Source organism: Photobacterium sagamiensis, from assembly GCF_050337085.1.
In the GTDB taxonomy this organism is placed as follows: Bacteria; Pseudomonadota; Gammaproteobacteria; order Enterobacterales; family Vibrionaceae; genus Photobacterium; species Photobacterium sagamiensis.
In genome coordinates, this window is sequence record NZ_JAKJSP010000030.1 from 19,172 (window position 1) to 33,178 (window position 14,007).

Below are 14,007 nucleotides of genomic sequence, written 5' to 3' on the forward strand. Positions count from 1 at the left end.
AGTGAGTGGTGGCGGAGATCATAACTTACTGCTCCAGATTGCGACAGGACCCCTTGTCCTTTGAAAGAAATCCATCGCTGATTTTTCAGAAACTTCGCGATAAGCAAAGTTTCCCTTATCAGTTGAACAAAGAGTTAAAACATACTTAGCAGAAGGATCTGAGGGGTGGAATGTTTCCCAAAAATCGAGATGATTCGCGTATTCCATTGCTTTGCTAGTCGCTAAACAGATCATTTCTCTATTGATAAATATATATAATTTCATATAAATCCCCATACGCACCTCCATGAGTACTTGAAAATTAACGAGCCAAATAATATGCGAATTGCATTAGTTAATATGAAGGGTGTTGTTATTTTTTTAAAACTGGGTGCGTCGGAAATGTCTTTTTTCTTAGTCATGGAATATATAACATCGGAAACGCTCATCACATGGTTTTCAATAAAATTAATATGGCCAATTTTATTGGCATATAAATAACCATCCTTCATAAAATATATTAAAACCACGTGGTTTTTATTTCCTGTGTAATATCTCGGAATGTTTATGTTATTCAACAATAACATTGTGCCACCATAAAATAGGGACATATAGTTATTTAATGCTAATAAGTGGCTAATTTCTGCCTTCCTTTGCCAACATGGTAAATATAGGATCTATTTAATTCTGATTATTTTTGATTTTCTTATCTTGTTTAGTGTAGTGTTAAATAAGCCATTAAATGGAAGTAATGAGGAAGGTTAAATTATGGAGTTAAAACAAGACACAAAGTGCTATACAGATGTATGTGTAAATGGATTCTGGTATCACTATGACCATTGTGGTACCAAAGTTTACATATTAAGAGGTGGTGCTTCACCAGAAATTCAGTTGGCGACGGAGCCTAAAACTGAAGGCGAACTTATTATTATGTTAGAAAACATATCTTAAATGATTTAGCACCCAGAAGTATCAGATATAAATACTATTTTACCATAAAGACCGCCAATCGGTGGGTCATTAAATACACCCCTTTACTGGAGCATCGGTCTCGTCGAAGAAAGAAGCCTGTCGCCCCTTCGTGGCGGATGGACGAGACATACATTAACGTCAAAGGTCAATGAAAGCATGATTCAGCCATTTATCAGCATTAAATGACTATATTTCGTCATGCTACGGCGGCATATTGTAACTGTAATTGTCGTTTACTTGGATGATTATGATTATGTAAATATCAGCGCAAATGGCGGTAAATACAAAACACCGAACATTGACAAAATGGCAGCGAAAGGTCAGAACTTCACTGACTTCTACGTTTTCTCACCTGTTAGTTCTCCATCTCGTGCTGCTCTTCTTACTTCTCGTCTAGGGACAAAGGCTACTTTTATCCCAAATTCAGATCAAACAAGTGCCGAAGGTAAAAAATGAAGTCACTAGGATTTAAAAGAACAATAATCATCTCGATGATATTTTTAGTTACTGCGTGTCTACTCGTTTCGAATTGGTTGTCTTACATCAACCTAAAAGACGATACGATTCAAAGCATTAATGCCACATCAACATCCATTATCAAGTATGAAGCAAATAAAATTGAGACATGGTTTCAGAGTAAAGCGCGCGCAATTGACTCATTGGCTAACCATTATAAAGCTGGGGAATCTAGTGAACGCTATGTAGAAACAGCAAAACTCACTGTGGATGCCAACGATATTCCCACGGTACTTTACGGATTTGATGATGGGCGATCGTATGCAAACATAAACGGTGGCGCATGGGAAAATGGTGTTGGAGATCCCGAACAGTACGACCCTCGCACTCGCTCTTGGTATCAACAAGCCAAAAGAACAAATGGTTTAGAACTAACGGATGTCTACAATGAAGCAAGCACCGGAAAACCTGTCCTTTCTTTGGTAAAATCCATTAAGGGTGGCGCTGTTTTGGGTGATATTGAGCTAACCATCTTAATTGACACCGTAAAAAGTGTTCATTTCCCAGGTGCGGTTACTGCAATTGTAGACGCAACTGGAAAGGCGTTAGCTTCCAATTCCTCTTCCCTAACCGTTGGGACCCGGTTTGCTGATGTTGGTATGTCCAATGTGCAGCAAGCAATGTTGTCCCAAGATGAGAGCACTTTGGATTATACGCTGAATGGCGTTGATAAATTATCTTTCACCCATGAAATAACGCTCCTTAACGACAAGACATGGTATCTCTTTATCGGAATTGATAAGTCCGTTGCCTATGCAGCAGTCGATGAAGCGCTAACCAGTGCGATTATATCTTCACTAGTTATGATATCTGTCGCCACTTTACTTATCATTGCGATATTAAATACTCTATATCGTCCAATCCTGTCACTCAAAGAAGTCGTACTCGATCTGTCAAAAGGCAACGGCGATCTCACTCGACGACTGCCTGTAACAAGCAATGATGATCTGGGCCAAATATCAGAAGGTATCAATGCCTTTATCGCCAACCTACAATCTTTGATGCTGGAAGTGTCCCAGTCTTCAGAGCACATTTCTTGTAGCGTCGAGCAACTTAAGAACCAAACAGACGCAAACAACAAGGTATTGACCGCTCACTCTACTGAGACCGAACAAGTTGTTACTGCCATTGAAGAAATGAGTGCCACTGCGAGTGATGTCGCGAATAACGCATCACAAGCGTCCCAATTCACCCAAAATACAAACTCGCAAGTTTCCAAGTCAAAAACTGTCGTGACCGAAGCTACAAGTACAGCTTCACAACTGGTGAAGGAAGTCGAAAACACTTCTGTCCGTATTGCCGAAATCAACAAAGAAACCGTGGAGATCACCAAGGTACTGGCTATCATCGGTGAAATCGCAGATCAAACCAATTTATTGGCGTTAAATGCCGCCATAGAAGCCGCCCGTGCCGGAGAGCAAGGTAGAGGCTTTGCCGTCGTCGCTGATGAAGTCAGAGCACTTGCGGCCAGAACACAAGTCAGCACTGCAGAAATTGAGCAAACATTGGAAAAATTACGTAAAGGATCAGATGCGGCGATTACTGCTATGAGTATCACCAAATCAACATGCGAGAGAACAGTAGAAAACTCAACGTTGGTGGCAAATGACCTGGATACCATTGATCAAGCTGTGACCCACATCAATGATTTAAGTGCGCAAATTGCTACCGCTGCCGAACAGCAGAGCGCTGTGACTGATGAGATCACTCGTAACATGACCGCCATTCGTGAAATCGTTGGTGAGCTATCAGTAAATGGTGAAGCGACAACAAATGAAACTATCAACCTTGCTGCTGCGAACAGTCAGTTGAAATCTGTTGTCAGTAAATTCAGGTTGCAATAAAAAGACTCTTCGACAAAGAAAGTTGTCAGTCTGCATAGGTATATGGAGGTTTCGACAAACGAGCAGCATCTTTTGGTTGCTGCTCGATAAACTGTTTTGTCATCTTAGAATAATCGGTTCTGTCGCAAAGTTATGCTGAAGTACAAGCGTACTGATTTTCAGATACAATTAGGCTGCCAGCGCATAAAACTGCTCCCAAACAGATAAACCTTCAGGGTTGTTGAGCTGTCCGTTTTTAATCATCGACCACAGCTCTACACCCGCCACGAAGAAGCCACCGGGTTCTTTATTCTGCGTGCTCGCTGCTCCAGTAATGGCTCATACTTAATCACCCAGCGGTTCAATGTTGAGTGATCAACTTTGATACCTCGTTCTGCAGCCTGCGACAGGACCTGATGAAGTGCAAGTATCCTGTAGCTAGCTTCGCTGCCAATATTATTGACACTGAGTGATGTTATCAGTGAGCCTTCAGGTTCTAGAATGTTTATCAATTTATAACGTGCCAGATGCGGCCCCTGCCGGTTTTGGTGCATTCTTTGATAAGTATGAGGAATCTCTGATGTCTTATAGAAAACAGCTTGAAGCCGTAACCACACAAACGGATCAACTGAGTGTTACCGACAATGGCGAGTTGATGATTGACGGTTGTAAAGTGTCTGACTTGGTTGCCCAGCATGGCAGCCCTCTGTTCGTCCTGAGCGAGAACACACTGCGCAGCAACTTACGTCGACTAAAGGCTACTTTCGAAAGTAACTGGCCGCAGCCTGTGAACGTGATGTTTGCCATCAAAGCTAATACTAACTTTGCAGTACGTGCAATCTGTAATGAAGAAGGCATCGGTGGTGATTGCTTCGGTCCTGGCGAAGTAGAAGCAACATTCATTGGTGGTGCCGATCCGAAACGTATAGCTTTGAATGGTACGGTGAAGAGCGAAGAAGCAATCCGCAGAGCGATTCAGTACGGTTATGCGATCCACCTGGATTCTTATGAAGAGATAGAAATCGTTGAACAGATCGCCAACGAGCTGGGTGCCACTGGCGTTCGAATCGGTGTACGTCTGAAAGTGCTTACTGATACTTTCTTTAAAGACTATGTTGCCGATGCTTATCCTTTCCCTGATTTTCTTGGGGCGATGCGCTGGATTAAATTTGGTTTGCTCAAAGATACGGCCATTAAGATCATTGAACGTGTGAAAGAAATTCCCGCATTTGAATTTTACGGGTTCCACACTCACCTGGGCCGATTTGGTAAGCAACTTGAAGGCTGGGAAGCACTTTACCGCCAATATGCGAAAGACGTGATTGAAATTTCTCGTGAGTGCGATGTGACACCATTTATGGTTGATCTAGGGGGCGGCTGGCCTCGTGAGCGTGATCCGGAATCCCGTGGTGTTGAACAAAACCCAAATACCATAGAGCAATACGCAGAAGTAGTCTGTCAGGGGATGCTCGATGAGTTCACCAAGGCTGACTTCCCAATTCCACAATTGTGGCTTGAGCCGGGACGTTATATCGCAGGAAACATCGGTACCCTGCTGACATCGGTCAATGTGGTGAAGCGTGATGCGGACCTTGCTTATACTACCTGTGATGCGTCTACTTACCTGGCCACTTTGGTTGAGTCCCAAGAGTCCAAGAACATGGTACTGCCAGCGACGAAGATGGATGACGAGCTGACAATGACGTCTGACATTGTTGGTCCTATCTGTATTCCATCCTTGTGGGCCGGTGCGGCTAAAATGCCGGAGCTGGAGCGAAATGATATCCTGGCGATCATGGACGTGGGCCACTACGCCGAATCTCAGGCAAGTCAGTTCAACTCGCTGCCTCGTCCGGCGACGGTGCTGGTAAATAATGGCGAAGTTGATCTGATTAAAAGAGCTGAAACGATTGAAGACGTATTTGCAACACAAGTCTTTCCAGAGCGCTTGAAGGCAGAGATCGTTCGCTAGTCGTGTAATCACGAAAAGCGTTAAAGATATTACTAAACCAGCCTTGGGAAAGGCTGGTTTTTTTTCATCTGAAGAATGATAACAATCAGCAAAAAAGTATGAGTAACGAACGGTTACCTGAGCGTATCCGTTACCCGAAAAAGCGATAGCAAAAGGTTATTTCGAGAGTCTGTTAATAGAGGAGTGAATTATGGAATTGCCGTATGACGATATTGAATTCGGGATTAAATCTCTTGCCTCTAATGTCAATAAAAGCAGGCATGGATTGATTGATATCAATCTATTTGAGGAGGAAAAAATCTGGCGTCAGTATTTTTGACACTGGCCGCCACAAAGGGTGGTTAGCGAGATTTTTAGCTCACAGTTACTCCTTACTTGTTCTGATACATTCCACCGCAAGTTCAGCGAGAGCAAAAAATATAGTTAAGGAGTTCTCATTATGTTTAAGAAAATCGGTATTGATGCGTGGTTTTTTTCGCACTTCACTTATGGCGTTGTCCAAATTGTTTTCATTCCCATTGTTCTGCCTCTTTTCATCCTGGAGAAGACCGGCAGTGCCGAGCTGGTGGGTATCGCCATGGCTGTTTTTGGCTTGGCAGGCTTGCTGGCACCTCTGATGGGGATCTGGGCGGATAAGCATCAAGGCCATCGGGAAGTACAAAACTCGGGTTTTATTTTTTACCTGATCGCCTTTGCTTTCTACATACTCGCGGGCAGCAGCTTTTTCATGATGTGCGCCGGGGCTTTCTTCTTTGGTTTGGGTTCAGCTGCATTGCTGATGATGAACCCTTTGTTTATTGTTTCTGCCGGTTATGATCATGTCACCGAGACGCGCAAGCTGACCCGACTGGTTCAAATGAATGTCTTAGGTTCAATTATTGCCGGATTGGTGCTGGCATCGCTGATGGAAGCAGGGTGGAGCTATATCGAGATGATGGCATTGATTGCTGCTGTCGTGCTGGTTCTGCTCGTGATCACTGCGGCGAACAATAAACAACAGGCGACGTTAGTTGCACGACAAAATGAGAAGATAGCTTCAGCCAGTGAAGAAGAAGGTACCAGTAAGGTTGGTCTGACTGAGATCCTGTTCTCTAAGTTTGGTCTCTTTATGGCGGCGATCTTTTGTTTGGTTGCGGGTCAGGGCTTGATCATGGGGCAGTATCCGAACTACATGGAAAAGGTGTTTGACATCGCGCCTGCCGAATCATCGGTTGCTCTGTCGGTAGCCGCTGTGGCTGGATTTTTCCTGATTATGTTTGTCGAGCCTCTGGTCAAACGCATCGGAAGTACCGCAGTTTGGGTATTGTTCTCTTTGGTTGCCGGTGGGGCTATGATGGCGATGTATCTGCAGTCCTTGAGTGATTCCGCCGTTGCTGCCTATATTCCTCTGGGGCTGTCGGTACTTTTTGTTATGTCAATTACCGTCTGGGATATGACAACACCGTCTACGGTTGCCAAGTTGTCACGTGTTGGCCCGGGGCTGACTCAGGGCCTTCTGATGTTTACCATCTCGATTTCTTATGCCGGTGGCAACGCAGCTTCAGGCTTTATCGCTGAAGGGATTGGTTGGAAGTCTATTGCCTACATTGTGGCGGCTTTTCTTTTTGCCGGCGCTGTTTTTGCAGCCTTGACTATTCGTCACCGCCAGAGGGCAGTGGCAGCTCAATTAGTCTGATTTACCTGTGCAAACAAGCCCTAACGGGGTTTGTTTGCACCTTCCCCGGTTAACCCCTAGACAGCTAGATCAGCTAACTAATTAGACCGTTTATTTCGAATCGGCTCTATTGTTTAAGCCTTTCCTTTGATTAGAGCTTTGAATTGATACAGGTCGGCCTTGTTGTTGCAATTGTGTAATATACTCCTTGTTATAGCCGTCGCGGAGAGAAAGCTTGCATCCTATCGATTTATCAACGTTAAAGTCGGCTGATATTCAGTCGGCGATACATCAGCAGCTTGACAAAATTACGTGCAGTGAGATTTTTCTTAACGCTCCCAGGATGTGTGACTTGCTGCGTTATGTGGTCCAAGAGGAGATCGGCGGACGCAGTGACCGCCTCAAGCAGTTTACTATTGCAGTAGAAGTTTTTGGACGAGATCAAAGTTTTGACGCTCAATCCGATCCTATCGTGCGTGTTCAAATGGGGCGTTTACGCCGAGCTCTTGCTACCTACTACTTAACCTTGGGTAAAGACGATACAGTAATATTTGATATCCCCAAGGGCTCCTATGCGATCCGTTTTTTAAGTGCAGACACCGATGAGGAAAAAGAACAAGTAGGAGTGGCTCTCCAGGCTGACCAATTCGGGCAAGTGCCCAAGGTTGGAGTACTTCCTTTTACTTGCAATGCCAGTGATCCTGAACTGGTGTCTTTGTGTGGCGGCCTGAGTGACGAGATCAGCCTTGAACTGAGCCGCTTTGACAATCTGAATGTTGCCGCTAGCATGGAACAAGACGAAGGATCTCTTCAGGATCGGCTGGATGAAACATTCTTTATCGTGTCTGGTAGTATTCGCCAGTTGGGTGAGCGAGTGAGAGTCCATGCTCGGCTTCAACGTAGTGATACTAGGCAGCAAATCTGGGCAGAGCGCTATGATTTTGTCTACAGGGAACATGACTTATTTTCGATGCTGGATGAAGTGATCAGTTCTGTCGTAGGTGAAATAGCGAGTACTTTCGGGGTAATACACCGTTATCTTTACAAGCTGCATATTACTAACGAGAATGCGTTGTGCCAGCCGAATTATTACCAGGCCAGCCTAAAGTATCGCCACTATTTAATGGCGCTTACCAAGGAAACGTTCAATAGTGCTTTATTGTGCGCCCAGAAAGCTCATCAGAACGAACCTGAACATGCCGGAATTTGGACGATCTTAGCCGTTTTACATCTTGATGCGTATACGTTAGGTATTGCGGATATTCCGAATGCAAGGGAAACCGCCATCCAATATGCGAATAAGGCAATTGAAATGGAGCCCAACAGGCAAGGGACGGCGATGATGCAGGCTCTGCTTTACCAGGCAGAAGCAGATACCGCTGGTGTGATCAATAGCGCAGAACACGTGGTTGAGCTAAACCCTAATAACGCTTACATGGTTGGATTAGCCGGGCAGCTTTTGTGTCTGGCAGGCAAATTCGAACGCGGTATGGAGTTGATGACTGAGTCAATGCGCCTTAATGCATACCAGCCAGCCTGGTTTAATTTGGCTCATTATCTGTATTACTTTAAGCGTGGTGAATTTGAAGTAGCGCTTAAGCAGTTGGATCAGTTTTCACATACTGAGCTGTTTTGGTCCCCTCTGCTTAGGGCTGCGGCACTACAGCGACAAGGCCTGGTTCAAGAAGCGAAATTGGCCTATCAGCAGGTATTAAATCTCTGTCCTGACTTTGAGCAGACAGCCGAGCAACGGATCACCAGCTACGTTGTGGCTCCCGAACTCGCAGAGATGCTGTTTATTGCATTAAAAGAAATTCGAAATAGTTAGGATGCAAAACCTCGCCAGAATATGTCCCTGGCGGGGTATATCCATTTGAGTTACAGCTTACCATCCGTGGATCCCCCTTTCCTCAAGGCAGCCTATGTCATAAATAGAAATAGGGGCGGCTTAATGATAACAAGGCAGCCTTAACAGATCCCCCGCCTGTTACTGGGATACAAACCGTAACACACTATCCGCGTCGCACCATTTCTCGCAATACTGATTTCAATAGATAGGAGGAAGCGATCTCCTGTCTTCAATGATTGCTTTCAGTACGGAGATACGACAAATGCCTGAAGTAAAAAAATGGCCAGCCATCGAGCCGGATCGGGTTGCCAAGTACAAGCATATCTGGGAAAACGTTTCGGCGGCGGATAACCTTGACCCAGCGGTTGCTGCTTACCTGGCGCGGTTAAAGGAACAGGGCGGTGGCAAAGGGATTGAACAGCTGAGTTTTATTAATAAAGACTACTTGGGATTCTACCAGGCTCCCTTTTCTCAAGATGCCGATAATGCTGATTTAGTTATTTACGGTATGGGAATCGAAAAATGTTCACCAACGGGTTCTTCGCATAAGTTTGCACCCCAGCGACTGCGTCACCTGAGTAAGATGGGGATGGGAACGGTCGGCGATAATGGCGAAATTCCTTTCGAGCAATGTCGGATCATCGACTACGGAAACTGGGATTGTCTGGGGCAGTTTGAGTTGAAAGCTGAAGTTGAACAGTTAATCGAACTGATGAACCACTTGGTGGTGGAGAAACAGCTGACGCCATTGGTATTTGGTGGGGATCACACCATCCCATACCCAACAATGAGAGCCCTGGCTGAGCGTTATGGCCCATTGCGGGTTATCCATTTTGATGCTCACTATGATCTGTCAACCCGTGCAGATTTCGATTATCCATACACCTCTGGTCACTGGTTACCTAAGTTGTACTCAGAAGGTCACGCCGATCCTGAACGTACGGTACAAATTGGAGTGCGCGGTCGCCAGACGGCGATGGTGAAGGGAAATCACATTGCCTTTGGCACGACAGCATTTACTTCCAATGAAGTCTGGGACCATGGTGTTCAGCCTGTCATTGATAAGATCGTCGAGTGTTGCGGTGATGGTGGACCGACTTACCTAACCTTTGATTTGGATGCGCTGGACACGGCTTATTGCCGGGCCAATTCAAGCCCCGATCCATTTGGTTTAACGCACTTTCAAGTGTATGAGATCATTCGTAAAGTTAAAGAATCAGGCAAGGTTCATCTGGTTGGTGCTGATATTGCTGAATATACGCCAGATACTGATCCGACGGACAAAGATGGAATTATAGCCGCGGGATTTGGTTGGGAGCTGTTGTGCTGGCTGGCCGATGAAAAACAAAAAGAGAATGGTGAAAACAGACCTACCGTCTGGCCACTGGCTTTTGGCTCGGTTTCACTCTAAGCCTATATAAAGCCCGCACTCTGCGGGCTTTCCCAAGATTAACCTGTTTTTCATCGCTACACGTGCAATTGCCATAGCTTAATTCCCTTATAGTCACAAATTGCTAACCAGAGGAAAGTGAAATGTTTGAGCCAAAACGGATTGAAATCGCAGCAGAGAAGTTAGAACTATACAAAGATATTTATTGGAACAAATCTGACGCTGATTATTATATCAATGATGACATTGCACCAATGCAACAGCGTATGTCTGAGCAAGGCGTTGAAGCGTACAGTCTACTGGGCAAACAACATGTTGGAGCCTATGGTGCCCCTTATATAAACACTGTTGAGGGCGCAGATATTGTTATGTATGGTCTGACCGTCGATAAGTGTTCACCGAATGCCGGCGCTCACAAGTTTGGTCCGGCTGCTATCCGTGAAGCATCGAAAACGGGGATGGGAATGATGCATCAGGATGGCACCATGCCGTTTGAGTTGTGCAATATCATTGATTACGGCAACTGGGACGGTTTGGGGCAGTTTAACCTTGATGAAGAGATGCGAGCTATCCAGAAAGTCGTGGATGATATGGTGATCAACCATAACTGTACGCCTTTCTTTTTTGGTGGTGATCATACGGTAGCCTATCCGGCCCCTGCAGCCTTGGCTAAAGTTCATGGTCCTGTTTCACTACTCCACATAGACGGTCACTTTGATCTGTTAACCCGTAAAGATTTCGACTATGAGTCTTATTCCGGTAACTGGTACTGCCGACTCGCTTCAGAAGGAGCCATTGATCCTACATCGAGTATCAGCCTGGGGATGCGTGGTCGCTGGTGTGCCACTCAGCAAGGTAAAGCAAAAGCGATAGGGGGTAACTTTTATCTAGCCGATGAAATCTATGATTTAGGTGTGGATTATATTGTTGACCAGATCCTGGAAAAACAAGGTGATGGCCGTCCAGTCTATCTGACCTTTGATCTTGATGGCTTGGATTTGCTTGACCATAGCGCGAACTCAAGTCCTGATCCCTTCGGCGTGTCTGCACGTATGTACTATGATATTTTCCGTAAGTTGCGTGCTAGCAAGCGCATAAACTTAGTTGGGGCTGATATTGCTGAGTTTGCACCTCAGAAGAATAGCGACGAAAAAGATGGGTTGCTGACCGCAGCATTTGGCTGGGAGTTATTGGTCTGGCTGGCCGAGTGTCGTCATATTCGCGAAGGCATCAAGCGTCCAACTAATTGGCCAATGAACTTTGGCCGTAATATCGAATTCTAATTGTGCTTTGTCACTGTAGAGAAGGCAGCCTTTGAGCTGCCTTTTTTCGCTTTTTTCCTTTCCTCTCGCCATCACAAGAATATTGCGTCACCAAGTTAACCAATAGTTCTTTACTTGGGTAACTGTAACCTGAGTTAACGGTTTGATACTCATAATCCGAGCCTCAATTCATTAGATTGAACTCATGGTCTGTAGGTGTACTGCAGAACTAATTCATTCTTAAGAAGTATCGAGAGGGAATAACATGACGACGCAAAGTAGTCCAACGACAATGTTCGACAACGAGTATTTTCACTTCGTTGTATCTGAAGGCTGGAAACATGTTGGCGCATCACAACCGCATGCCGATGCGGTAGCTGATAACTTGCTGCGGGCAGGCATGCAGGGAAAAATCTATCAGGGGCTGGGCGTCATTGAAGCGATTACTATCCCGTATGAAGCCGGTGTGCTGAACACTAAAGCTGAGCCGGAAATGGAGTCTGAAGGACCGACTTGGGCTGTTTTTAATGGTAACAAGTCATCTGGTCACTATACCGTGAAAATGATGGCTGAAAAGGCCATCGAAAAAGCGCGCGAGCATGGTATTGCTATTGTATATGGTCATAACCACTGTGACGCCGGTTCATTCTCTTCTTACTCGCAAATGGCGATGGAAGTCGGCATGTTTGCCATGACGTCAAATAACTCAGTTCCGCTATCGGCACCATTCGGTGGTATGGATTTCGGTATTTCTGTTCCTCCGTTTGACGCCGCTTGTGTTGGTGGGGAAGAACTGCCGTTGGTAACCTCGGTGAAACTGTGTGAAGGTTATGATGCCGATATCTCTGATGCCATTCTGAACGATCGCGATCTGAAAGCCCCTCTGCTGGTAGATCCGGAAACTGGTGAACTGACAGCTGATGCCCGTAAGTGGGGAGAGCTGATCCCGGGCTACGGTCGAGTTGCTGACTGCAAGGCACCTTGGAATTTTACCAATCCACGCCTGTATTCGCTGAACCTTTGGAATGAAGCGATGACCGCGATCATCAATCCGAAAGGAGTCATTTGTTCAGATCTCCCTGCAATGCCGTCGGATTACCTCAAAGAAGATGCGCCATGCCCGGTTGGTGGTTCTTACATTCTGGTTATCGATCCTAGCCACTTTGGCCCAATCGAAGAAGTAAAACGCAAAAGCGACCGCTTTGTCCGTGCCATTAAAGAAAATCGTCCACGCAAAGGTTTTTCTGAAGTTTATATCCCAGACGAGTGGGGTTTGCGCGCAATGCGTGAAGGTAAAACTGAGCATGAAGTGATGGATTCTCACTGGAAAGGCTTTAAAGCCTTTTTGGAACGCCACAATTGCAACATTGATGAAATTAATGCGCGCTGGGAATCAAAAGTCGGTGCAGAACGTGCAGTTGCAACGATGCGCACGTAACGATTACTAATTGATGAACTGAGCCCAGCCTCATGGGCTCAGATAATTAAAAAACTAATTAGAACGAAAATTATGAATAAATCATTATTTGCTTTAATCGCTTTTTCCACTTGCGTGACGTCTGGTGCACATGCGGCAGACTATTCTGACGGCATCCATAAAAATGATTACCAATGGAAGCAGTTTAACCTGTGGCATGTAATCGATCAGAAGCCACATGGCCCGGATGGTTTCACCGATACTTTCCTGGAATTAGAATTTGGTGGTCGTTCAGGATTCTTAGATCTTTATGGTTACGTTGATATATTTGATATCACCAACTCTTCGAGCAGTGATAGGCACGACAGTTCAAATGTGTTTATAAAGCTTGCTCCCCGCCTGTCATTAGATGCCATGACAGGGAAAGACTTATCTTTCGGTCCTGTGCAAGAACTATATATTGCTAACCTTAACAACGTCAGTGATCCGTTTTTTGATACGCTAATCGGTCTTGGGGCTGATGTCCAGGTCCCCTGGTTTGGTAAAGTGGGGATGAACTTATATGCTCGTCACTCATTAAATAACGAATTCTTCAAAGAAGAAGAAGGAAAATGGAATGGTTACCAATTCTCCATGAACTGGTTTAAACCATTTTATTTCTTTGATAACGATAGTTATATCTCGTATCAAGGTTACATGGACTGGCTGTTTGATGTAGATACATATGGCAATGAGTTTATAGCAGAACAAGGCGGTGTCATGTCCAATGGTATTTTCTGGCATTCAGAGCGGTACGCATTGGGTTACAGCCTAGATTATGTCAAAGATGGGTATATGACTAAGGATTCCAAAGAATTAGAATCGACGGGCTTTACTCATTACTTCTCTGCATCATACAAGTTTTAAGTAACAATCAACGCAGTTATTGATTATTAGTTTATTTGTGACGTTTTATTGCCATTTAACTGGCCCCAGATCCTTCCGGAGCTTTTTGATCTGTTTTACAGTAATGCTGTTACCTAAAGTACCTGAAAATATTAAGGTTACATAAGGTTTCAGCATTTTTTTATTCTTTTATTTTAAGGTTAACGTTGTGGGAGCGTGCTTCAAAGTCCATCAACAGGGCCTAGTAACACGCCCTGTAATATGCGACTCATTCTACCTACAATGATG

At 44.9% G+C, this 14,007-nt stretch carries 12 protein-coding genes and 2 pseudogenes; 12 read left to right on the forward strand and 2 right to left on the reverse strand.

The features are described from left to right. Nucleotides 1–18: 18 nt before the first annotated feature. Nucleotides 19–276: a hypothetical protein gene (locus tag L4D76_RS15360; RefSeq protein ID WP_428441775.1), complete on the reverse strand. Its 258-nt coding sequence runs from the start codon at nucleotides 274–276 to the stop codon at nucleotides 19–21. Nucleotides 277–747: 471 nt separating this feature from the next. Here L4D76_RS15360 and L4D76_RS15365 point away from each other — a divergent pair, with 471 nt between their 5' ends. The 4 genes and pseudogenes from L4D76_RS15365 (at nucleotide 748) to L4D76_RS15380 (ending at nucleotide 3,311) form a co-directional block, all read left to right on the forward strand. Continuing rightward, nucleotides 748–930, forward strand: coding sequence for a hypothetical protein (locus L4D76_RS15365; RefSeq protein ID WP_428441776.1), 183 nt, complete (start codon nucleotides 748–750; stop codon nucleotides 928–930). A gap of 50 nt (nucleotides 931–980) precedes the next feature. After that, a pseudogene (locus L4D76_RS15370) lies at nucleotides 981–1,100 on the forward strand (IS6 family transposase); the annotation flags it as partial. 49 nt (nucleotides 1,101–1,149) lie between these two features. Beyond that, entirely contained in the window at nucleotides 1,150–1,407 is a 258-nt protein-coding gene (locus L4D76_RS15375) for a sulfatase-like hydrolase/transferase (protein WP_428441777.1), read from the forward strand. Beyond that, nucleotides 1,404–3,311, forward strand: a complete 1,908-nt coding sequence (locus tag L4D76_RS15380; RefSeq protein WP_428441778.1) for a methyl-accepting chemotaxis protein — start codon at nucleotides 1,404–1,406, stop codon at nucleotides 3,309–3,311. Before L4D76_RS15375 ends, L4D76_RS15380 begins: the two co-directional genes overlap by 4 nt. A gap of 257 nt (nucleotides 3,312–3,568) precedes the next feature. Here the strand turns inward: L4D76_RS15380 and L4D76_RS15385 are convergent. Then, a pseudogene (locus tag L4D76_RS15385) lies at nucleotides 3,569–3,685 on the reverse strand (IS6 family transposase); the annotation flags it as partial. Nucleotides 3,686–3,870: 185 nt separating this feature from the next. Between L4D76_RS15385 and L4D76_RS15390 the strand changes: the two are divergent. From L4D76_RS15390 to L4D76_RS15425, 8 genes are all read left to right on the forward strand, one after another. Continuing rightward, the gene (locus L4D76_RS15390) at nucleotides 3,871–5,262 is read left to right on the forward strand and encodes a diaminopimelate decarboxylase family protein (RefSeq protein WP_428441779.1); all 1,392 of its coding nucleotides are present in this window, start codon (nucleotides 3,871–3,873) and stop codon (nucleotides 5,260–5,262) included. Between the two features lie 190 nt (nucleotides 5,263–5,452). Continuing rightward, entirely contained in the window at nucleotides 5,453–5,581 is a 129-nt protein-coding gene (locus L4D76_RS15395) for a hypothetical protein (RefSeq protein ID WP_428441780.1), read from the forward strand. Nucleotides 5,582–5,701: 120 nt separating this feature from the next. Next, nucleotides 5,702–6,937 carry an MFS transporter gene (locus tag L4D76_RS15400; RefSeq protein WP_428441781.1) on the forward strand — a complete coding sequence of 412 codons (1,236 nt, stop codon included), beginning with the start codon at nucleotides 5,702–5,704 and terminating at the stop codon, nucleotides 6,935–6,937. Between the two features lie 214 nt (nucleotides 6,938–7,151). Continuing rightward, nucleotides 7,152–8,744, forward strand: a complete 1,593-nt coding sequence (locus L4D76_RS15405) for a hypothetical protein (protein WP_428441782.1) — start codon at nucleotides 7,152–7,154, stop codon at nucleotides 8,742–8,744. A 283-nt stretch (nucleotides 8,745–9,027) separates the two neighbouring features. After that, nucleotides 9,028–10,176: an arginase family protein gene (locus L4D76_RS15410; protein WP_428441783.1), complete on the forward strand. Its 1,149-nt coding sequence runs from the start codon at nucleotides 9,028–9,030 to the stop codon at nucleotides 10,174–10,176. A gap of 122 nt (nucleotides 10,177–10,298) precedes the next feature. Then, the gene (locus L4D76_RS15415; RefSeq protein ID WP_428441784.1) at nucleotides 10,299–11,438 is read left to right on the forward strand and encodes an arginase family protein; all 1,140 of its coding nucleotides are present in this window, start codon (nucleotides 10,299–10,301) and stop codon (nucleotides 11,436–11,438) included. A gap of 244 nt (nucleotides 11,439–11,682) precedes the next feature. Next, complete coding sequence (locus L4D76_RS15420; RefSeq protein WP_428441785.1) at nucleotides 11,683–12,855, forward strand: Ldh family oxidoreductase; 1,173 nt, start codon at nucleotides 11,683–11,685, stop codon at nucleotides 12,853–12,855. Between the two features lie 72 nt (nucleotides 12,856–12,927). Continuing rightward, nucleotides 12,928–13,740 carry a nucleoside-specific channel-forming Tsx family protein gene (locus tag L4D76_RS15425; RefSeq protein ID WP_428441786.1) on the forward strand — a complete coding sequence of 271 codons (813 nt, stop codon included), beginning with the start codon at nucleotides 12,928–12,930 and terminating at the stop codon, nucleotides 13,738–13,740. The last annotated feature ends 267 nt before the right edge of the window (nucleotides 13,741–14,007 follow it).

Excerpts from the sequence above, each read along its gene's own strand:
- L4D76_RS15365 (WP_428441776.1), top strand. The coding sequence starts at position 748 with ATGGAGTTAAAACAAGACACAAAGTGCTATACAGATGTATGTGTAAAT.
- L4D76_RS15400 (WP_428441781.1), top strand. The coding sequence starts at position 5,702 with ATGTTTAAGAAAATCGGTATTGATGCGTGGTTTTTTTCGCACTTCACT.
- L4D76_RS15380 (WP_428441778.1), top strand. The coding sequence starts at position 1,404 with ATGAAGTCACTAGGATTTAAAAGAACAATAATCATCTCGATGATATTT.
- L4D76_RS15410 (WP_428441783.1), top strand. The coding sequence starts at position 9,028 with ATGCCTGAAGTAAAAAAATGGCCAGCCATCGAGCCGGATCGGGTTGCC.
- L4D76_RS15425 (WP_428441786.1), top strand. The coding sequence starts at position 12,928 with ATGAATAAATCATTATTTGCTTTAATCGCTTTTTCCACTTGCGTGACG.
- L4D76_RS15395 (WP_428441780.1), top strand. The coding sequence starts at position 5,453 with ATGGAATTGCCGTATGACGATATTGAATTCGGGATTAAATCTCTTGCC.
- L4D76_RS15375 (WP_428441777.1), top strand. The coding sequence starts at position 1,150 with ATGCTACGGCGGCATATTGTAACTGTAATTGTCGTTTACTTGGATGAT.
- L4D76_RS15360 (WP_428441775.1), bottom strand. The coding sequence starts at position 276 with ATGGGGATTTATATGAAATTATATATATTTATCAATAGAGAAATGATC.
- L4D76_RS15415 (WP_428441784.1), top strand. The coding sequence starts at position 10,299 with ATGTTTGAGCCAAAACGGATTGAAATCGCAGCAGAGAAGTTAGAACTA.
- L4D76_RS15420 (WP_428441785.1), top strand. The coding sequence starts at position 11,683 with ATGACGACGCAAAGTAGTCCAACGACAATGTTCGACAACGAGTATTTT.
- L4D76_RS15390 (WP_428441779.1), top strand. The coding sequence starts at position 3,871 with ATGTCTTATAGAAAACAGCTTGAAGCCGTAACCACACAAACGGATCAA.